Below are 19,556 nucleotides of genomic sequence, written 5' to 3'. Positions count from 1 at the left end.
AGAGTCCCGCTCAGTCGGGCAGGAGGGTGATGTCCGGATAGTGCTTTCGCCCGTTGGACTTGAACATGTCAGCGGGAGAGGCGAGCCCCAGCTCCTGGCGCACACGGGTGGCGAAGGCCCGCGCGGAGGCAGGGCGGATCCCCTCCGCCGCGCACCAGGAGCTGTAGGCGAGAAACAGCCGCCCCTGCTCCACCCGCAGCCCTCCCGGCGTCTGGGCGTCCCGGGTGCACCGTTCCGTCAGGAAGCGGCCGATGTGGTCCTCCGTGGCCGCGTACGCCGTCGTGGCGAGCCGGACCCTGTCCGGGCCGTCGAGCGGGTCCCGGGCCGTCAGATAGCGGCGTGCGCCCTCGACGAGCCAGTGCAGGATGCCGGGGCCCTCGTCCCGTACGAGTTCGAAGGCCAAGTTGTCGATCTTGCGTTCGTCGGGCACGACCCGTTCGAAGGGGATCAGCCGCATGCGGCGCCAGAACGCGAAGCCGCCGGTGGAGACTTCGGGCCGGTGGTTGCCGAGCAGCCACAGGTGGTGCGTGGGAGTGAAGGAGAAGTAGTCCTGCCGCATCCTGCGCGCCTTGATCTTGTCGCCGCCGGTGAGCAGCCGGACCCGGGCCTCGTCGAACTTGTCGTTCGGCTTGAGCTCGCTGCACACGATCAGGCGCCTGCCGTGCAGTTCGGTCAGCTCGGTGGAATGCTCCAGGAGCGCGCCCCGGTCCATGAGGAAGCCCGGCGGGGCGGCGTCCGCGTAGTCCCCCAGGATCTGGATCATGCTGTCCAGGAGGACGGATTTGCCGTTCTTGCCGGCGCCGAAGAGGAACGGGAGGACTTGTCCGCCGACGTCGCCGGTGACGGAGTAGCCGAGGAGCAGTTGCAGGAAGTCGATCATCTCCCGGCCCTCCTCGTCGTCCCCGAACGTGTCGGTGAGGAACCGGTCCCAGCGCGGGGTGTCCATGGGATGCGGTGCGACGCTGGTGGCCCGCGAGTGGAAGTCGAGGGTGGGATCGGGCGCGCGCAGCTTCCCGGTGCGCAGGTCGACGATCCCGTCCGGAGTGCACAGCGCGTACGGGTCGCCGTCGAGGGCATCGGGATCTAACGACAGGTCAGGCGACGCCTCGGCTTGGGCGAGCATCGCCTTGATCCCGGTGGTCGACAGCGAACGACGCTTGTGCGCCCGCAGTTCGCGCTCGGTGAAGTCCCCCCGGGGATCGACCTCGGCCAGCCTCTCGGACATCTCACCGGCCGCCCACCACACGGACTTCTCGCCCCCGGTGCGCTTCCACCGGTACCCGTCCCACGCGAACCAGCCGAGTCCCTCCACGTGCCGGTAGCGGTCCCGGTGGAGCTCGATGAACAGGCGCGCGTTGCCCCGGTCCGTGAGCGTGCGGGGCAACAGCCCGGCCGGTGTCGCCGAACGGGTCCCTTCGGTCCCTGCCGCTCCCCGCTCCCCTGCCTCTTCCCGTTCCCCTGGCCCTTCCTCTCCCTCTCCCTCTGCCTCTCCCTCTCCCCCTCCGGTGAACCGCTCGCGGGCGGCCTGGGCCGGGAGGGCAGGTGGTGAAGAGGGCCCAGGGACGGAGACGCGCCCGGGAACGTCCCCGGGCACTGTGCCGGATGGCGGCATGCTCTCGGCGCTGCTCATGAACGTCCTTCGGATGAAACGCGCGTACGGTCACCGCACAAGGCGCGGCCTCGCTCCATGCAGGATCGTTTTGCTCCCCGGCTGCACTGCCTCTCGGTCAGGGACTGAAGGGACTGTGACGCGGGAGAGCGTATGTGGAGCTTTCGCGTTGTACAAGCGTCTTTGCCATGTGTCGGTCCCTGAACTGAACCCTCGGGCGCTTCGGTCTCTTGAACGTTCAATGACTTCTCTGAGAAGCCTTGAGAGCACGACCCCGAAACGACGAAACGGCAGCTCCGGAGGTCGGATCGGAGGTCCGCGCGAGTCCCGGAGCGCTGTTGCGGTGGGTCGGGCTCGTGCCCCGGCGGGTGGTGACGGGGCGTGTCGAGGCAGGGTGTGAGCGGCGGCGAGGCGCGGAAGCCCGGCACCACTCCCCCGGCGGCGAGCACCGGTGAAGCGCGCTGGGCATCCGCACAGGAAACGGGTACGCCATGGCATCCGTGTGCGCGTACGTGCCCTTGTCTGGGGGCTACGGGCGTTGGGCGTCCGGCGCGGTGGAGGCGGGAAGAGCGTGCCCTCGGGCGTCGGTCGGAGCGGGGCGGTACGGCTGTGCTGTACGCGGTGCGGCGTGGGCGGGGGCGTGAAGTCCGCGGCGTGGGCCGACGCGCGGTGCCGCCTTGCGGCGTGGCGTGGGCCGAGGCCGCCCGCGAAGCGGATGGCGCGACACGAACGCCTGAGAGCTTCCTGTCGTCGCGTGTGAGGGCTGCGGGCGGCAGGCCGCGGGCGGAGTGGGTGATCCGTGCGGTGGAGCTGCCGGGCCTCACCGGATGCCTGTAGCGGGGGCGGTGGTCTCTTCGTACGTGGCTGTGGGCGGGTACTGACGTTGTGGCAGACCGGTGGACGGGGTGGAACCGGCGCGGGTCGGCCTGGGCAGTGCACGTCCTGCGGGGTTGCGGTGCCCGGGACCACCAGGCGGTTTGATCATGTCCGTTTCCCGGGGCGACGAAGACGCGCCGGGCTCGGTCGACCGCACACGGCCGTCGCCGGTGAGGTGGTCCGAGTACAGGAAACCTGCCGCCGACGGCGGCGGTGGCAGCTGTCGTGCGCTGAGCGGCGCCATGAGCTGAGAGGCCGGGTACTCGGTCGATCCCGCGGAACGCGCTTCTACGGGGCGAAGAACGGGCGTGTCGTCGGGCAATGTCGCCGCAGCCACGCAGCCCTCCCTGCCCGCCAGCGATCGAGGCAGCGTGAGCGACAGCTCCTGGTTGTGTGGGCCGAGCCCCCCCCTGCCGGACTCCTTGGGGCTGCCGCCGTCCGCCGTACTGCCGTGCGCCTGAGACCCGTTGATCCCGGAGATCGCCGACCACGTGGAGGCGGGTCGCCAGGGGTGTAGCGGATGAGTGCAGGGCGAGCGCAGGGCGAGTGCTGGGTGAGCTGGGTGAGTGACTTGCGTGTCGGTCGACTCCTCGGCATGTGGGCGTGCCCGGTGGCGGCTGCCCTACCCGTCGGCCGAGCGTGCACCGGACTCCTCGTGACGTGCCGGGATGCCGGAACGTCGTTCATGCGGTGCTGGGCTGCGAACCCTGGTCGCGAAGAACGGGCGGGCCGTCAGGCCGTCAGGCCGGATCTGCGAAGGACCTCAGCGCCGGAGTTCTCGCGTATGCAGGAGAGAGTCGCTCTTGCCCAGGGATGCCGGGTGGGCCAGCCGCAGAGGTCGACGGCGAGGTGGTTCGGGCTGGACTGCGTACGGCCAACCAACTGAACGGCCCCCCTTCATCGGTCGCTCGACGGATCCGAGAAAAGAGATCCGCGTGGAGATGCATGCTGGACGGGAGGGAATGCCCTGCGCCGCAAACGCGTGGGGAAGGATCAAGAGGATGGCTCACGCGATCAAGTCGTGAGCGAGTTCAGAGGGCGCGCCTCTTGAGGAGCGCAGAGACTGGCTGATGTAATGTGCTTCTGGTGGCCATAAAAGGCCATCTGACCTGCGGAAACAAACATCAGCGCAAACATCCTCGCAAGTTTGCGTGCAACCGTTGAGAGAGGGGTGTGCATGGGCCTTCTTCATGGCCTGGTCGCTCACCCTTCTAGCTGCCTTCGGCAAGGCAGCTCTTCACACCTGAAGCTGTACCTGAAGCCACACCTGGAGCCACGCCAGGATCACCGCGTATCCGCCAGTCCATCAGCACGCCTCGTCCGCAGCCGGTTTGCAGGTGAGCGTGTGGGCGTGAGTGGAGGTCCGCGCGATGGTGTGTGCGTCTGCCTGGGTGGCCATAAGGCTGCTGGCTTCTCTGTCAGTGGGTTCGTACGCGGCCCTGCGAGCAGGGGTGGATGCCTGTTCGTCAGCGCAACGCCAAGCATCCCGTCAGGCCCGTGTGGATGGGCGAGCGCATGCCCGGATGCTGGCTTGCCTCACGGCCCGTACGGCAACCGCCCGGCAAGCCCACTTCCCAGCAGGTGTCGAAGCGGGCCCACTTGCCGGGCTGGACGCCTGCGGGAGAGTCGGCATGGGGACCCGCACGTCGGTCAGCTCGTCGGTCAGCTCGTCGGTCGGCCGACGAGTACACTCGGCTGCCGACTCGACCGCGTGCCCACCTGTCTGTGCGTCGACCGGTCCGGTGGCAGGCATGCAGGCCGGACGCACGGCCAGTTGACGGGTGGGCAGGGTCGCGAGCACGTACACCGGCCCGTACGCCAGCCCGCCCACCGGAACGACTGCGGGACCGCGCGCCGGTGCGGCAGCGTCATCGCGGGCCGGACCGCCCACCGGACTGCGTGCGGCTCCGCACACGCGTTGCCGTGCCGACCTCACCATGGACAGCTAAGCGGGACAGCCCGCCCGCAGGTTCACTTGGTTGCCGCCGGGCATACCTGCCGAGTGGCAGGCAAGAGGCGCGGCCGGACCGCATGCCCGACAGCATCCCCGCATGGCGGCGGGACCGAACGCCGACCAGCACGTCGGCCCGCATCCCGGCCGACCCGTCGGTCCACCCACCAGCCCACCCGCCGGACGGGCGGTGGGTTCAAAGGTGTGTTCACCGGCCCGCCACCCGGCAAGCCGTGAGGTAGGCGCTGTCGCCTGGCGGCAGGCCGGCCGAGCAACGAACCAGGGGGCAGGCGTGTCGGCCCGCCCGGCCGCACGTCCGCTTCCTGACCTGATAGCCGGTCAACCGGCGTGTTCGACCACGTGGGTAGTCGCATTCCTGGTAACATCCGTGCCGCTTGGTCTTACCGTTGTCCAGGAGGTGACTGGTCCTGTGGGTTCGTCAACTTTGGCGCGGACCGGTCTCATCGCGGGCATGAAGGTGGGTGAGTCGGTCGTGGTGGACGTGTGGCAACCGGCTTGTTCCCTTGTTTGCGCACAAGTTGGCCTCACATCCTCGATGGTGCGTCCCAGCAGCGGTGATGCGGCTCAGGAGGGCGTTGCGGCGCCTCCGCAGGGCGGTTTTGGACCTACTCCGCACCATGATGGAGCGCTGTGGAGCGCAGGATCGTTCTGAGAGAAGTTTTCACCCGCCAAACCCGATCAATTCGGGCATGTGGCGCCCGGTTCTCGGGCCTGGAACAGCTGGAACAGAGTGAGAGGAACCATGGCGAGCCCCTTCGAAGCTCCTGACCCGTCTCAGCAGCAAGCACAGATCCCCTGGGCAGCCCTGTCGCACATCTTCATGTTCGGCAACGGCAAGGGCGGCGTCGGCAAGTCGTCCGTCTCCGCCAACGCGGCCGGCAAGGCGGCGCGCAGCGGACTGCGCACGCTCATCATCGACTGCAACGCCCAGGGCAACATCGCCCGTGAGCTCGGCTACAAGCGCGCCGAGTGGAACGACGGGGGAGCGGGGCTCCTGGAGGCGCTGCGCAACGGCACTCCGCTGCAACCCCGGCAGGGCGTTCGCGAGAACCTCGACGTCGTCATGGGCGGTCCCGCGCTGGGTGACGAGTTCGGCATCTTCTTCCACACGCTGCTCGCCAAGGAAGGGCCGCACGCCTACCTGCGGCTGCTGATGTGCCTGCTGCCGATCGCGCACGAGTACCAGATCATCATTCTCGACACCCCGCCCGAGAACCCGTCGCTGCAGCGCCTCGCTCTGTCCGCGGCACGCTGGCTGATCATCCCGGTCAAGAGCGACGGTGGCGCGGAGGACGGACTGGCCCAGATCGGCCTGGAGTTCTCCTACGTCAAGTTCGTCAGCCAGATCAACCCGCACCTCGCGCTCCTCGGCGTCCTGCTCTTCGACACCGGGCGTACGTACACGGGGATCCACGCCGACGTCCGCCGCCAGGTCCAGAAGGTGCTGGGCGAAGAGGCCCACATGTTCAAGCACCTGATCGGGCACACGGAGTCCGTGGCGCGGCTCGTGCGCAAGCGCGGCCTGCTCGTGCAGGAACTCGCCGAACTGCGCACCGAAGGGGACCGGACCGTTCCCGGGACCGTCGAGGGGCTGGCCGCGGACTACGAAGGATTCACCGAAGAGATGTTCGCAAGGGCGCTCGAACTGAGGAAGGAAGCCGCGGCATGACACCGCCGAAGAACAAGAAGACCCGCGCCGACGAGGACGACGAGCAGAGCATGTCGGACGAGGGCGTCGGCAACCTGTTCAGCGGGGGAGCGGCCGCGCCGTCCAACGCCCTCGCCGGATGGGCCACCCCGCAGACCACCACGCCCGCCCCGGCCGCGCCCGCGGCCCCCGCCGCCCCGGTGGCACCGCGCCCCGTGGCCGTCGTGCCCGCCCCCGCGCGCGAGGCCGTCGAGGAGCAGCCCCTGGCCGTCGAGGACGCGGACACCGCCAAGCCGGTCGGCTTCTATGTGTCGGCCAACGTCGCGAACCGTTTCCGCAAGCTGCGCAAGCAGAGCGACCTGACGCACACCCAGATCGTCTTCCTGGCCGTGGAAGCGGCCGTGGAGAAGGGAATCGCCCAGGTCGTCGAGGACGCGCGGCGGGCACCCAAGTTCCAGTCGAAGCTGTTCGCCGTGGCGCCGGACAACACGGACCTGCGCGGGCTCGGCCCCGTACAGCTGCAGTACAAGCCGACGCGGGCGCAGCGCGCGGTCATCGACCGGCTGGTGACCGAGGCCGGGCTGCCCGACCACACCAAGTTCCTGGCGATCGTCCTCGACCAGTACCTGCCCGGACGCCGGGACAGCTGACGGCCGAGGGGAGCGACCGGCGGAAGGCGAACGGATCATGACTCGCTTCGACGCGATCGACTCGCTGCTGTCGTCGGTCATGCCCGAGGCGCCGCTGCCCGCGCCCGACGTACGGCGTGCGCTGCGGGAGCGGGCCCGCCTCTCCAAGGCCCAGGCGGCCCGCGCCCTGCGGGTGAGCCCCTCCACGCTGGCCGCGTGGGAATCCGGCCGGGACCCGGCGGGGGAGGGGCGGAAGACGTACGCGCACTTCCTGGACGGGCTCGCGGCGAAGCTGGAGCCGGAGCAGCCGGAGCAGCCGGAGCAGCCGGAGCAGCCGGAGCAGCCGGAGCAGCCGGTGGAAGCCGGTGACCCGGAGGGCCCGTCCGCGTCGGCCGCGCCGTCCGCGTCGGTCCCCGCCGATGGCGCGTACGCCGACACGGTCGTCGACACAGCCGTCACCGACGCCGTCGCCCCTGCCGACGTCGAGGTCGAGGCCGTCGTCGAGGCCGAGGTCGAGGCCGACGACGACGTCGAGACCCTGGCGGCGCCCGCGCCATGCGTCCTGTGCGGCGGCCCGGCCCGGCAGTGCGTGGCAGGCTTCCCGCAGCACCTGGACCCCGCCGACTGCCGGTCGGCGACGGCCACCGCTCAGCCCGAGGCACCCGCCACCGTGAGGGTCGAGCCACCTGCCCCCGCACAGCCCGAACCGCCCGCACGCCCGCTCGGCCAGGCGCGGCGCCCGGGGGAGCAGCCGGCGAACAACGGCCGCCGCCCAACGACTCCCGCAAGCCGCCGCCCCGGGGCCGCGCCCGCCCGCCGCTCCTTCCGGCCCGCCTCCGGCCCCGGCGATCTCATCGGCCGAGCCGTCCGCGCCGCGCTCGCCGCACACGAGGGCGACGTCGAGGCGGCCACGGCGGCCCTCGCGCGCAAGGCGATCCCGGACGCGATGGCACTGCTCGACGAGACCCGCAAGGGCGGTCGCTACGACGTCATCGCCCACCCGTGGATGCCGGACGTCCTCAAGAAGCAGTCCTCGCGAGGCGCCGACCAGATCTGGGAGGCCCGCCCCAAGTGGACGCGGGCCGAACTGCCGCCCGGCGAGCATCAGGTGACCGCGCTCGGCGTCAACGGCGCCCACCTGTCCGCGCTCAAGACGCACCTGCCCATCGGCCAGTTGGCGCACACCGGCGGCAGCGGTCTCGGCCACGACCGGCGCCGCGCCGGCGTCCACCTGATCACCCCGCCGCACTGGGACCACGAGGACGTCCTGCCCAACCCGATCGGGCAGCGCGACGAACCGGGCCCGCTGTGGGTCGCCGAACCGACCCTGCGGCTGCTGCTGCGCCTGTCCGGACCGAAGTACGGGCTGTGCGAGCCGCCCGAGATCCACGAGTCGTACACCTCGGACGCCACGGAAGGACTGCTGGAGAAGTTCCGTGTCGTCCTCAAGGACGCCCGTGACGCGGCGCTCGCCGACGGCGACGAGGTGACGCTGGAGTACGTGAAGGCGATGTACTCCAAGTTCGTCTCCACGATGGGGGAGTCGAACTACAACCGGGAGCTGTACCGCCCCGACTGGATGCACCTCATCCGCTCCCAGGGCTTCGCCAACCTCTGGATGAAGGCGCTCAAGGCCCACGAGGCGGGCCTCACCGTCGTGCGCGCCACGGGCGCCGACGAGCTCCACCTCATCGGCGACTGGCGGCGTCACTTCCCCGAGGGGCTCGGCGTGAACGAGCTGAAGGTGATGGACGTCTACGCCGCCGGGGAGACGGCCGACGGGCCCATGGAGCCGGGCCTCGGCAGCTGAACCGCCTCCCCGGTCTCATCGCCACGCCCGTCATCCACCGCTCGCGCTCCCGCGCTCCCGCACGCTTGAACGCTAGTGGCAGTGGCAGTGGCAGTGGCAGTCGCTGCGCTCAACTCTCCTACCGAACAGTCGGGTTCCTTCCCCTCCACTCATGTTTACTGGTCGACCGGTATGTGTTGACGTGCCGGTTGACCAGTATCTAATCTGGAGACGGTGCGGCAGAGCGGCGCGGAGAGCGCAGATGCGTGAGGTTGGCGGAGATGGTGAAGCAGCAGCGTTCGCAGCGCACGATGGAACGCCTTGTGGCTGCCGCGGCACAGGAGTTCGCAGCTCAGGGCTTCGCCCGGGCCTCACTCGCCGATGTGAGCCGCCGCGCGGGCGTCACCAAGGGAGCGTTGTTCTTCCACTTCTCCACGAAGGACGAACTCGCCGAGGCGGTGCAGATGCGCGCTCAGGATCTTCTGGACACCGCGATCGAGGAGCACAGTCAGGTCGGCGTCTCCAGCATGCAGGTGCTCGTCGACATCACGCACTACCTCAACGGCGTTCTGCACGAGGACCCCTACATACGGGCGAGCGTGCGCATCAGCCGGGAGCAGGCGAACGGCGATCCGAGCGCCTATGACTTCTACTCCCTGTGGTTCGGCAGGCTGTGGCGGCTGCTCGAACTGGCTCGCAGAAGAGGGGAGTTGGGGCGCGCTGTGGCCGATGTGTCGGCCCGGACGCTGGTCACGGCGGCCGTGTCGGGCGTCGAGACACTGGCCTGGATGGGAACCGGGCGCGGCGAGGTCGAGCAGTGGCTCGGCCACCTGTGGGAGCTGATGCTGCCACTGCTGCTGACCGACGACCTCGGCGAGGAGGTCAGGGCGGAGGCTCCCCCGGACCTGTCCTGATCCAGGAGCACGCGACACCGCCCACGGCCCACCACCACCCGTCGGACGGACGCCCGGGGCACCCGAGCGGGCCGGGCCGTCCGAGCGGTCAGTCGGCCGGGAGCGCGGCCCGGAGGCCGGCCTCGTCGCGCTCGATCAGCTCCCACACGTCGGCCGAGCCCTTCGGCTCGAACTTCGCGACGCGGCGCGCGGGGACGAGACCCGGCAGCAGCCAGGTCCACATGTCGGTCACGCGCTCGTGCAGATCCTCGCGCTGGGTGCGCACCTGCGAAGTGATCTGGACGCCGGCGAACGCGCCCACCAAGTAGGTCGCGGCGTCCGCGACGTTGACCTCCGGCTTCACATCGCCGCGGCCCTGGGCGGGAGCGAGATTGTCGCGCACGTTCTCTATCCAGGAGTTGTAGACCGCCGGGTCCGGGTCCGTGAACGAGCCGAACTCGATGACGAGCCGTATGCCCGCCCTGATCCGTACGCGGGAGCGAAGACCGTGCGCCATGAGATGGGTCATGTCGATCGCGGACTGCACACCGGGGCGTTCGACCTCGGGAAGTATCGTGAGTATGTCGAACTGACTGGACATCAGCTCGTGGGCCAGGGCTTCCTTGGAGGGGAAGTGGAAGTACATCGCCCCCTTGGTCACCCCGGAATGCTTGGCGATGTCACTGAGGCTCGTGCTCCCGAAGCCCGCCGCGTCGAAGGCTTCCGCCGCACCGTCGAGGATGGCCTGGCGGGTGAGCTCCGCGCGCTCCCGTCGTGCGCTCACTGAACAGTCTCCCTCCGCCACGATGCGGACAGCGCGTTCCGTCCGGGATCCACCGCGACTTCAGCGCACATTTTAGAGGTCTCTTGCATTCGAATACCAGTCGGCCGGTACTATTACGGCCACTCGCACCACCCCGACTGGACGGTTCGTCCAGCCTTTGTCCTGTTCAAAGAGCGCTTTCCCGAGAGGGACGGGCGCATGGGGGAGGCCCTGATGAGTGCACTGATCCAAGCCGACCGGCCGACAGCCGGTGGCCATGTCCCACCAGAGCCAGAGCTGTTCGAACAGACAGTCCGCCGCAGCGTCGTCCACCGGGCCGCTGTCTCCGAGGTCCTGCTGACCGGCTTCAGGCCCAACGTCGGCGAGACCTACCGCTTCGGGGTCCAGTGGCCGCGGGGCCACAGCTACTACGGCGCCGTCGCAGGTCGCTGGCACGACCCGATGATCTTCGCGGAGTCCATCCGGCAGGTAGGTTTCTACCTCGCGCACGAGGTGCTCGACGTTCCCTACGGCACCCACTTCATCAGCGACACCACGTCGTTCCGGATGGCGGAGGAGGGCTGCCGCCTCGCCGTCGGCCCCGCCCACGTGCTGCTCGAGGCGACGCTGACGAAGGTGGCGCGGCGCCGCGAGGCGGTCACGGCGTACGCCTACGAGGTGACCGCGCGCCGCGACGGGCGGATCGTGGGCACCGGGCGCATGTCGGCCCAGCTGCTGCCCAAACGGATCTACCAGCGCCTGCGCGGCGCGCACCTGACGGCCCGGCCGGCCTTGACGGTCCCGGCACCCGTCAACCCCCGACTCGTGGGACGCAGCGCCGCGTTCGACGTGGTCCTCGCCGAGGGCCCCGAGGACAGGACACACGTTCTGCGCATCGACGGCAGCCATCCCGTGCTGTTCGACCACCCCGTCGACCACGTGCCGGGCATGGTCCTGCTCGAAGCGGCCCGGCAGTCCGCCCTGGCCGGCCTCGAGCGGCCCGACGGGCTGCTCGTCAGCGCCGATGCCTCCTTCACCAAGTACGTGGAGTTCGACGAGCCCTGCCTGATCACGCACGCGCCGCCAGTGCCCGAGGGCGACGGATGCCACCGGCTCGACGTGCGGTTCCAGCAGGCGGGGGCGCCTGTCGGCCGGTGCGATGTCGTGATCCGGGACGGTGCGGCGCGGTGCGGCCGGTGAGTCTCGTACCGGCACGGGAAGCGGACAGCGACGGCGACGCCGACACCGTTCTCGTCGCGGGCGGCACCGGGTTCACCGGACGCGCGATCGTACGGGATCTCGTCTCGGGACCGCCGTCCGCGGACGTGACACGGACACGGACGACGGCACGAGCAGAGGCGACGGCACGGACAGAGGTGGGGGCGCAGGCGCGGGTGCGGGTGCTCGCGCGGCGTCGGCCGTCGGCCGGCGTCCTGCCGCCCTCGGTCGCGTACACGGCCGCCGACCTCACTGACCGGGCCTCGGTGGAGGCATCCTGCGAGGGCGTCACCACGCTCGTGCACACGGTCACGTACGTGGGCCGCGATCCGGCCCGGTGCGACGCCGTCAACCGCGTCGGCACCCGGACGCTGCTCGACGCGGCGCGCCGGGCGGGCGTACGGCGCATCCTCTACATCAGCACGGCGTCGGTCTACGGCGACGGGCCCCACCGCGGGGCCGCGGAAGGGGAGTTGACGCCCCGGCCGCGGTCGGTGGCCAGCGCCTCGCGCCTGGAGGCGGAGCACATGGTGCGTGACGCGGGCGGCGTCGTCCTGCGTCCGCATCTGGTCTTCGGGGAGGGGGACCGGTGGGTGGTGCCCACGCTGGCGCGGCTGCTGGCCCGGGTGCCGCGCTGGGGGAGTGCCTGGTCGCACAGTTCGATGATCGCCGTCGAGGACCTCGCCCGTCTGGTGGGCGCGCTGGTGCGGCAGGACGCGGTGGACGGCGGCGAGGTGTACCACGCCGCGCACCCGCGTCCGGTCTCCATGCGCAGCCTGGTGTTCGCCCTGTGCCCGCTGCTCGGGCTGCCCCGGCCCGAACCGGGCCTCTCGGTCAAGGAGCACCGGGAGCTGTGCGCGCACAGCATGCCCGAACTCTCCGCGCACCAGCATGAGTTGCTCACCAGTGATCACTGGTACGACAGCAGCCGCGTGTGGCGGCGGGCGGGCGTGGAGCCGGGCCCCGACGTCCTGGACCGGCTCGCCGACTACGCCGACTGGTACACGCGCCATCTGCGCGGCGCCGCCTGAGCGCCCCGTGCCCCGTTGCCGCGCCCGCACCCCAGGCGCGGCAACGGGGCAAACTCCCCGGACTTTGTCCGTCTCGGCGGACCTCGTTGTCCGCCTCAAGGCACCGCGCACGCGGCGCGGACACCCCCGCGGCCGCGCGCCCCGGCCGAGGCGGCGTCCCTCGGCGGCGGCCCCCGGCGGTCGGCCGGGGCTCTCTCCCGTGCCACGACCCTGCGACCCGTTGCTCGCGTTCGTTACGGCAGAGGCGCAGAGCGGCCCTCGGCCCGGCGCAGTGGAGCCTCCAAGGAGTTGGCACGCCCGGTCGAGGGCCGCACCGACACGCTGCGCGGCGAGGCGTTGTGGTCTGCGGCCACCGTCTGCTCGCGCGCGGGCGACGACGAGGCGATGGACATCTGTCCGTACCCGCGGGCGAGCCCGGTCGGGACGGAGCCGGAGCAGGCCCGCGCGTGCCTGACCCAGCGCAGGCGGCGCCCCCGACCGTCGGAACTGCCGTGCAGAAGCACGAACTCTAGGCGGCGCTCGACGGGTTCATCTCACGTTCGAGGAGGGCCGCTACGAGGACGCCAGGGCCAGGGCCAGGGCCAGGGGCAGGGCCAGGGCCAGAGCCAGGCCAGGGCCGCGCACGACACGGTCGGCCCCGACCAGCTCGCCACCGGCCACCGCGACCGACCGGACCCGGCTCAAGCAAAAGGCCCGGACCGCGTCGGATCAGAGCCGGGAGCCTCCCGACGCGTCGATGCACTGACCGGTGATCCACCGGGAGGAGTCGGAGGCGAGGAACGCCACGACGTCGGCGACGTCGTCGGGTCGCCCGAGGCGGTCGAAGACCGACCAGGAGGCCAGTTCCGCGGTGGCTTCCCGGCTCGTTCGCTTCGCGGCGTTCATGTCCGTCTCGACGAATCCCGGCGCCACCGTGTTCACGGTGATGCCCCGTCCGCCGAGCTCCTTGGCGAGCGCCAGCGTGAAGGTGTCGAGCGCGCCCTTGCTCATCGAGTACACGATGGACTCGGGGTAGGCGATCCGGGTCGCGGCCGACGAGATGTTGATGATGCGGCCGCCGTCCCTGATGCGCTTGAGCCCCTGCTGCACGATGAAGAGCGGGGCCCGCGTGTTGACCGCGAAGAGCCGGTCGAACAGTTCCGGCGTCACCTCGTCGATGACGGCGGAGCCGCTGGTCCCCGCGTTGTTGACGAGTATGTCGAAGCCGGGCCCCTCACCCTCACTGGCGAGCCCTTCGTCGAACTTCGCGTACAGGGTCTTGACGTCACCGGGCACCCCGAGCTCGGCCCGGACGTCGAACGCGCGCCCGTGAGACCTCCGGATGCCCGCCACCGTCTCCCGCGCGGCGTCCGCGTCCTTCCCGAAGTGGACGGCGACGAGCGCACCCTCGTCGGCCAGCCGGCGCGCGATGGACCTCCCGATTCCTCTGCTTGCTCCCGTGACCAGTGCTGTCTTGCCGGTCAACGCCCCCATGACCCGGATCCTCCCCCATCCCAGGAAACGGCTGGAATCTAGCAATTTTCGACCCGGATCCGTCGGTGAATTCGGGCCACTTGCACACACGGCATATTCAGGTCGCGCAGCGACGTCCCCGGTCGGCCGACCGACCGGTCGACCGGTCAGGAACGCACTGCCGACGGCTCTCGGCGTACCCGCCGGGCGGACCGGACGGATCGGATGGACCGGGCGGACCGGACGAGCGGGGCGCGAACAGGAACGCGGTGTCCGTGAGGTCCGGCAGGATCTCCGCCAAGTCCACGGGCAGTGGGCCGGCCGCCCGGTCGCCGCCGCTCAGTTCCGCCAGGCGTGCCAGGCGGGGCGCCCGGCGGTCCCGCGCGCCGCCCAGCAGCAGCAGCGCGTCGGCCCTGTGATGGCGGGCCAGCGCCTCGGCGGCCTCCGCGAGCGTCAGGCCGGTGCCGAGGTTCGCGGTGCGTACGCCGCGGCAGTTGAGCCGCATCGACGTCAGGAAGACCGTCTCCGGCGACGCCGCGTCGCCGATCGCGCCGACGACCACCAGGCCGCCGTCCGTGCCGTTGCCGTGCTCGCGCATCGCCTTCTCCTCCGTCGGCGGCCCGACCCGCCGCAGAGCAGAGTAAAAACTGGCCGACCGGTATGTCAATGGGTGGCGGGTGGTGAGTGACGGCTCTCCGGAGCCCGCGGGTGAGCCTGACGTCAGGAGACCGACAAATCTCCCTGAAACCTTGGAAGTTACGGCCCTGCGCCGGTGCGCGGGCCGCGCCGCGGGGGTGTACTGAACCCCGTGGCTACGAGGAGCCAGACGTGAAGAAGGTGTATTTCGACGGTACGCACCGTGTACGGCGCCCCGAGGAGACCTGGGATGCGATCGACCCGCTGCGTGAGACGTTCGGCATCACCAGGGTCGCCGACGTCACCGGCCTCGACCGCCTCGGTGTGCCGGTGGCTCTCGCGGCCCGGCCCGCGGCCCGGTCGTACCCGCTCAGCCCCGGCAAAGGGACGTCGCCGCTGTCGGCCCGCATCTCGGCCGTTCTCGCGGCGGCGGAGCTGTGGCACGCCGAGTACGCGTGCCCGCAGCCCGCAGTGGTCCGCACCCCCGCCCGCGACCTGCTGCTCCCGTACGGGGTCGAGGAGTTGCGGCGTCCCGCGGGCAGCCTCCTGGGGGAGCGCACCCCCCTGGACTGGGTGAGCGGCAATGACGCGGTCAGCGGTGCTCCGGTCCTGGTGCCCCGGGCGTGCGTCACCGTCGACCACGACGCAGCTCCCGCGTACCGGCCGCCGCTGCTGACCGCGTCCACGGAGGGCCTGGCCGCGGGCAACAGCCGGGCCGAGGCGGTGACCCACGCCCTGTACGAGGTGATCGAGCGGGACTGCGCCGCCTCGGGAGGGGCGGCCGCGAGGCGGCGGGGGAGCGTGGACGCCACCGAGGTGGACGACGCGCGGTGCGCGGCCCTGCTGCGGCGCGTGGTCCGGGCGGGCGCCCGCCCGGAACTCTTCAGCGTGCCCAACCGCTGGGACCTGCCGTGCTTCGCCGCCCGGGTCAGCGCACCCGGCCTGCCCGCCGCGGCCGTCGGCTGGGGCGTGCACAGCGCCCCCGGGGTCGCCCTCGCCCGCGCCCTGACCGCCGCCGCGCAGCGCCGCCTGCTCGACCTCACGGCGGGCCCCGGCGCCCCGCACCGGGACCGGCCCGCTCCCGCCCCGCTCGCATCCGCGGACGGGTGCGCGGAAGCGGCGCCGTGGCGCGAACTCGCCCGTAAGGGAGTGGAGTTCACCGAGGACGCCGAGGAGATGCGGTGGCTCGCCGGCCGTTTCGCGCGGGTCACCGGCCGCCCGCCGCTGGTGGTCGACCTGAGCACCGAGGACGCCTTCAGCGTGGTCAAGGTGATCACGCCGCGAGCGGGGTAGGGGCGGGGCGGGCCCCGGCCGGGCTTCAGCCGGATCCGGCCCTACCGCCCCGGCGCCGAGCCCGAACGCCCCGCCGAACCTGCTCGCGGTCTGCTTCCGGGCGCCGCCGCGACGAACACCCTTTCCCGGCGCGCGGGGCCCGGGGATACGCTGCGGGCCGTGGCCGACGGGCCGCGCGGCAGGGGAGGGGCGGCACGGATGGTGGCGGGGCGGGGTGGACACAGCGCCGCGGCGACGGTGCTCGAGGACCGGGCCGAGGACATCCTCACGGCCTACGAGGCCGCCCTGCACAGCACGGACAGCGCCCTGTTGCGCGAGGAGCGGCACACGGCCCGCTACCTGGCCGAGGCGCGCCGGATCCTCGCCCATGTCGTCGAAGAGCTCCGCCGCGGCACGCATCTGCCGCCGGCCACCGAGACCTTCTCGGCGACCGAGACCTTCTCGGCCATCGAAGCCTCTTCGGCCACCGGCGCCCCGGCCACCGATACCTCCCCGGCCACCGGCGCCCCGGTCATCGAAGCCTCTCCGGCCACCGGTGCCCCGGCCACCGATACCTCCCCGCCCACCGGTGCCCCGGCCACCGATACCTCCCCGCCCACCGGCGCCCCGGCCACCGACGAACCCCGCACCCACCCGGCGGAGTCGGGGCGGGCGGCGTCCGCCCTCTTCGACGCGGTCGTCGTGGTTCTGCTGGCCGCCCCCGAGGAGCGGCGGCCCACGGGGGCCGAGACGGCGGTGCTGTTCTCGCTGCTGCACCGGCAGATCGTGGCCCGGCACACCGCCCGCTCCATCGCCCACATCGGCCACCTCCTGGACCGGGTCCGCGGCGCGCAGGACGACGAACGGCGACGCGTGGCCCGCGAGCTGCACGACGAGGTGGCCGGCGATCTGGGCTCGGCCCTCAACTGGCTCGACCTGTACGACGTCTACCGGGACACCGGCCGCCCCGACCTGGCCGACGAGCGGATCGGCACGGCGCGCGACACGGTGCGCGCCTCGCTCGCGGCGCTGCGCGACGTGATGACGGGGCTGAGGCGCGGCATGGGCACGGAGCCGCTGCGTACGGCGCTGGCCCGGGACCTGTCCGTGGTGGGCGCCGACGGTGCCGACGTACGGATCGACGTCGTCGGCGACGAGTCGGCGCTGGAGCCTCGGGTCGCCGAGGAGCTCTTCTTGATCGTGCGGGAGGCGCAGCGCAACGCGGTGCGGCACGCCCGCGCCCGCGCCGTCACCGTGAGCGTGCGCATCGCGCCCGGCGAGGCACGCGGCACGGTGCGCGACGACGGTGTGGGATTCGACCCCAGGACGGCGCCGGCGAGCGGCCACGGCGGCATGCTGTCGATGCGTGAGCGCGCCGAACTCCTGGGCGGTAGCGTGACGGTGGAGTCACAGCCGGGCCGCGGTACCCGGATCCAGGTCTTCGTACCGCTGAGGGAGGCGACAGGTGCCTAGGACACCGACGGGGGCGCCCGGTCGGGTGCGTGTCCTCATCGCCGACGACCACACGCTGTTCCGCGAGGGCGTCGCGGAGATCCTCACCGCGGCCGGCGGCCTGGACGTGGTCGGCCTGGCGCACGACGGCGAGGACGCCTGCCGCAAGGCCGCCGAGCTGAGCCCCGACGTCGTCGTGCTCGATGTCGAGATGCCCGGCATCGGGGTGCGCGACAGCCTGCCACGGCTGCTGCGTTCCTGTCCGGGCTGTCACGTGGTGGTGCTGACCATGCACGACGACGTGGTGCTCGCCCGGGAACTGCTCGCTCTGGGCGCGGGAGCGTACCTGGTCAAGGGCTCGACCCGGCAGGAGCTGCTGTCCGCGATCCACGGCGTCGTCGCGGACCGGGGGCCGGGCCATGTGCTCCTGTCGGTGTCGCAGCGCGAGCTGGATCGGGTGGGGCGGGAGCCCGCCGACCGGCTGTCGGCGCGCGAGCGCGAGGTCCTGTCCCTGACCGCGGACGCGCTGAGCAACGCCCAGATAGCGCGCCGTCTGTCCATCGCCGAGAGCACCGTCAAACGCCATCTGCGCAACATCTACGGCAAGTTGGGCGCCGTGTCCCGCCTCGACGCGGTCAACAAGGCGGTGGCGGCGTCCCTGATCCCCGCGCCGCGCAGCCAGCCCCGCGCCTGAGCCGCCGCCCGCGCGCACCGGTGGCCGCGCAGAACCGTCCGCCCGTACGCATCACAGCTCCCGCGGCCCCCGGACCTCGGCGAGCCGTACGAAGCGGCGGGCCGCCCGCTCGGCGTCCTCCAGGCACGCGAAACCCCGGTCGCGGGCCGCCGCCGTCAGGTCCGCGCGGCCGGTGCACCGCCACACCTTCTCCAGGTGAGTGCGGACGGGCACGGGCGCCCGCCCGCCGTCGGCCCGCCGATTCAGGCAGTCCGCCGCCGTCACCGCCCGTTCCCCCGCGGCCCACGCCTCCTCGGGCCCGCGCAACTCCTCGGGCACACCGGCCCACGACACCGCCCCCGCGGTACCGCGCAGCGAGCGCACCAGCAGGAACAACAGCTGCGACTCGACGCTCAGGTCCCGCCGCTCGCGCGGCGTGAGCCAGTACGCCCACGCCGCGGCGGGCAACAGGCCCGCGCCGAGGCCGCGTCGGCGGGCCGACTCCAGGGCTGCGGCCGCCAGCCCCCGCTCGTCCGCGCGCAGACGCTCACCCGCGATCAGAGCCAGGGCGAAGCGCCGGTAGCGGGCGGGGAAGTCGGGGGCGTACAGCTGCTGGAAGCTCAGCACGTCGGCCTCCGACGCCGTGCTCGGCGGCAGCGGGCGGGCGTCGGGGGCGGCCGGGCGGCGGGCGGCCCGGCGGCGCTCCAGGTGGACGGTGCGCGCCACCAGCTGCGGCGGGACGACGGCGAACGGCCGCCACGCGTGCGGCGGCCTGCTCGCGTACTCCAGCGCCGTGCGCGCGTCCTGGCGCTGCAGATCGCACATGTGCGGCTGCTCGTCGAAGAGCCGGCGCAGCGTCAGCGCGGCGGCGCCGGTCGTCTCGGACACCTTGTGCGCGAGCGGCACGATGTCGTCCCAGGTCCGTCCCGCACAGGGGAGCGTGCGGACCAGCTCGACGAGTGTGGCGGCGTCCGCCTCCTCGACCAGGTCCTCGGTCACCGCGTGCGCGAGCGCCCAGCGCAGGTCGACCAGCGCCGGCGTGCGCGGGCCGCCGGGGCCGTCCGTCTGCGCCACGGCCACCTCGTCGTCGCAGTCCAGCGTCTCCTCGGCGTACATGGCGAAGACCGCCCCCACCCCCTGCATGCCGTAGGGCCACAGCTCGGCGGCGTACAGGGCGCCCGCGGCGGCGGCGCCGAGCACGCGGGTGCCGCGGCCGAGCACGTCGATGAACTCGTCCGGCTGCGCCCGCCCGCCCTCGGCCGCCCCGTCGACGACCACGACGGCGTCGTCCGGGCCGGTCCGCAGCGCCAGCAGGTCGCCCGCGCGCAGCGGGGGGTGCACGACCGCGTACGGGTCGATGTCCAGGACGTCGTCGCCGCTGAGCGAAGGACCGACGTACACGTGCGTGGTCATCTGAATCCTCTCGGGATACTCCCACCTTTAGGTAGGGGAGGAACGAGACCCCTGCGGAGCGGGGCAGGGGGCGAGGTTTCGCTCCCAGGGCGAAAGATCGTGCTCTGACCGGCAGGTTTGATCTTTACGAGTGATCCCACTAGTTTGTGAGCGTGACCACGGCATGCGTGAAGCGGGCGTTCAAGTACCGCTTCCGTCCGACCGATGCGCAGGCAGCCGAGCTGTCGCGT

The 19,556-nt window shown here is 71.8% G+C and carries 16 protein-coding genes; 10 read left to right on the top strand and 6 right to left on the bottom strand.

What is annotated here, in order from left to right:
• Positions 1–10: 10 nt before the first annotated feature.
• Positions 11–1,630 carry a DNA primase family protein gene (locus OFY01_RS28655; RefSeq protein WP_407700447.1) on the bottom strand — a complete coding sequence of 540 codons (1,620 nt, stop codon included), beginning with the start codon at positions 1,628–1,630 and terminating at the stop codon, positions 11–13.
• A gap of 3,569 nt (positions 1,631–5,199) precedes the next feature.
• Here OFY01_RS28655 and OFY01_RS28650 point away from each other — a divergent pair.
• The 4 genes from OFY01_RS28650 (at position 5,200) to OFY01_RS28635 (ending at position 9,437) form a co-directional block, all read left to right on the top strand.
• Positions 5,200–6,126 (top strand): ParA family protein, encoded by a 927-nt coding sequence (locus tag OFY01_RS28650; RefSeq protein ID WP_266604799.1) that lies wholly within the window; start codon positions 5,200–5,202, stop codon positions 6,124–6,126.
• On the top strand, positions 6,123–6,755 hold the full coding sequence (locus tag OFY01_RS28645) for a hypothetical protein (protein ID WP_266604798.1): 633 nt from the start codon (positions 6,123–6,125) through the stop codon (positions 6,753–6,755). Before OFY01_RS28650 ends, OFY01_RS28645 begins: the two co-directional genes overlap by 4 nt.
• A gap of 37 nt (positions 6,756–6,792) precedes the next feature.
• On the top strand, positions 6,793–8,544 hold the full coding sequence (locus OFY01_RS28640) for a helix-turn-helix domain-containing protein (protein ID WP_266604797.1): 1,752 nt from the start codon (positions 6,793–6,795) through the stop codon (positions 8,542–8,544).
• A 260-nt stretch (positions 8,545–8,804) separates the two neighbouring features.
• Entirely contained in the window at positions 8,805–9,437 is a 633-nt protein-coding gene (locus tag OFY01_RS28635; protein ID WP_266604795.1) for a ScbR family autoregulator-binding transcription factor, read from the top strand.
• An 88-nt stretch (positions 9,438–9,525) separates the two neighbouring features.
• Here the strand turns inward: OFY01_RS28635 and OFY01_RS28630 are convergent, their stop codons facing one another.
• The gene (locus tag OFY01_RS28630; protein ID WP_266604793.1) at positions 9,526–10,200 is read right to left on the bottom strand and encodes a ScbR family autoregulator-binding transcription factor; all 675 of its coding nucleotides are present in this window, start codon (positions 10,198–10,200) and stop codon (positions 9,526–9,528) included.
• 213 nt (positions 10,201–10,413) lie between these two features.
• Here OFY01_RS28630 and OFY01_RS28625 point away from each other — a divergent pair, with 213 nt between their 5' ends.
• Together OFY01_RS28625 and OFY01_RS28620 are read left to right on the top strand one after the other, a co-directional pair.
• Positions 10,414–11,379 carry a ScbA/BarX family gamma-butyrolactone biosynthesis protein gene (locus OFY01_RS28625; RefSeq protein ID WP_266604791.1) on the top strand — a complete coding sequence of 322 codons (966 nt, stop codon included), beginning with the start codon at positions 10,414–10,416 and terminating at the stop codon, positions 11,377–11,379.
• On the top strand, positions 11,376–12,428 hold the full coding sequence (locus OFY01_RS28620; RefSeq protein WP_266604789.1) for an NAD-dependent epimerase/dehydratase family protein: 1,053 nt from the start codon (positions 11,376–11,378) through the stop codon (positions 12,426–12,428). Before OFY01_RS28625 ends, OFY01_RS28620 begins: the two co-directional genes overlap by 4 nt.
• Before the next feature lie 552 nt (positions 12,429–12,980).
• Here OFY01_RS28620 and OFY01_RS28615 read toward each other — a convergent pair.
• From OFY01_RS28615 to OFY01_RS28605, 3 genes are all read right to left on the bottom strand, one after another.
• On the bottom strand, positions 12,981–13,112 hold the full coding sequence (locus OFY01_RS28615) for a hypothetical protein (protein WP_266604787.1): 132 nt from the start codon (positions 13,110–13,112) through the stop codon (positions 12,981–12,983).
• 24 nt (positions 13,113–13,136) lie between these two features.
• Entirely contained in the window at positions 13,137–13,901 is a 765-nt protein-coding gene (locus OFY01_RS28610; RefSeq protein ID WP_266604785.1) for an SDR family oxidoreductase, read from the bottom strand.
• Positions 13,902–13,998: 97 nt separating this feature from the next.
• Positions 13,999–14,478, bottom strand: a complete 480-nt coding sequence (locus OFY01_RS28605) for a hypothetical protein (protein ID WP_266604783.1) — start codon at positions 14,476–14,478, stop codon at positions 13,999–14,001.
• Positions 14,479–14,708: 230 nt separating this feature from the next.
• Between OFY01_RS28605 and OFY01_RS28600 the strand changes: the two genes are divergently transcribed.
• The 3 genes from OFY01_RS28600 to OFY01_RS28590 all read left to right on the top strand — a co-directional run bounded on the left by OFY01_RS28600 (position 14,709) and on the right by OFY01_RS28590 (position 17,934).
• Entirely contained in the window at positions 14,709–15,809 is a 1,101-nt protein-coding gene (locus OFY01_RS28600) for a YcaO-like family protein (protein WP_266604781.1), read from the top strand.
• Positions 15,810–15,968: 159 nt separating this feature from the next.
• On the top strand, positions 15,969–17,261 hold the full coding sequence (locus OFY01_RS28595) for a sensor histidine kinase (protein ID WP_266604779.1): 1,293 nt from the start codon (positions 15,969–15,971) through the stop codon (positions 17,259–17,261).
• Positions 17,254–17,934 carry a response regulator gene (locus tag OFY01_RS28590; RefSeq protein WP_266604777.1) on the top strand — a complete coding sequence of 227 codons (681 nt, stop codon included), beginning with the start codon at positions 17,254–17,256 and terminating at the stop codon, positions 17,932–17,934. Before OFY01_RS28595 ends, OFY01_RS28590 begins: the two co-directional genes overlap by 8 nt.
• Before the next feature lie 51 nt (positions 17,935–17,985).
• On the opposite strand, the gene OFY01_RS28585 is transcribed toward OFY01_RS28590, so the two are convergent.
• Complete coding sequence (locus tag OFY01_RS28585) at positions 17,986–19,326, bottom strand: TfuA-like protein (RefSeq protein WP_266604775.1); 1,341 nt, start codon at positions 19,324–19,326, stop codon at positions 17,986–17,988.
• A gap of 146 nt (positions 19,327–19,472) precedes the next feature.
• On the opposite strand from OFY01_RS28585, the gene OFY01_RS28580 reads away from it, so the two are divergent.
• On the top strand, positions 19,473–19,556 hold an 84-nt coding region (locus tag OFY01_RS28580), incomplete at its 3' end, for a helix-turn-helix domain-containing protein (RefSeq protein WP_266604812.1).

The sequence above is a fragment of the Streptomyces beihaiensis genome, from assembly GCF_026274175.1.
In the GTDB taxonomy this organism is placed as follows: Bacteria; Actinomycetota; Actinomycetes; order Streptomycetales; family Streptomycetaceae; genus Streptomyces; species Streptomyces beihaiensis.
Note: the sequence above shows the minus strand (reverse complement) of the source record. Positions and strands in the feature narration are given on the sequence as shown.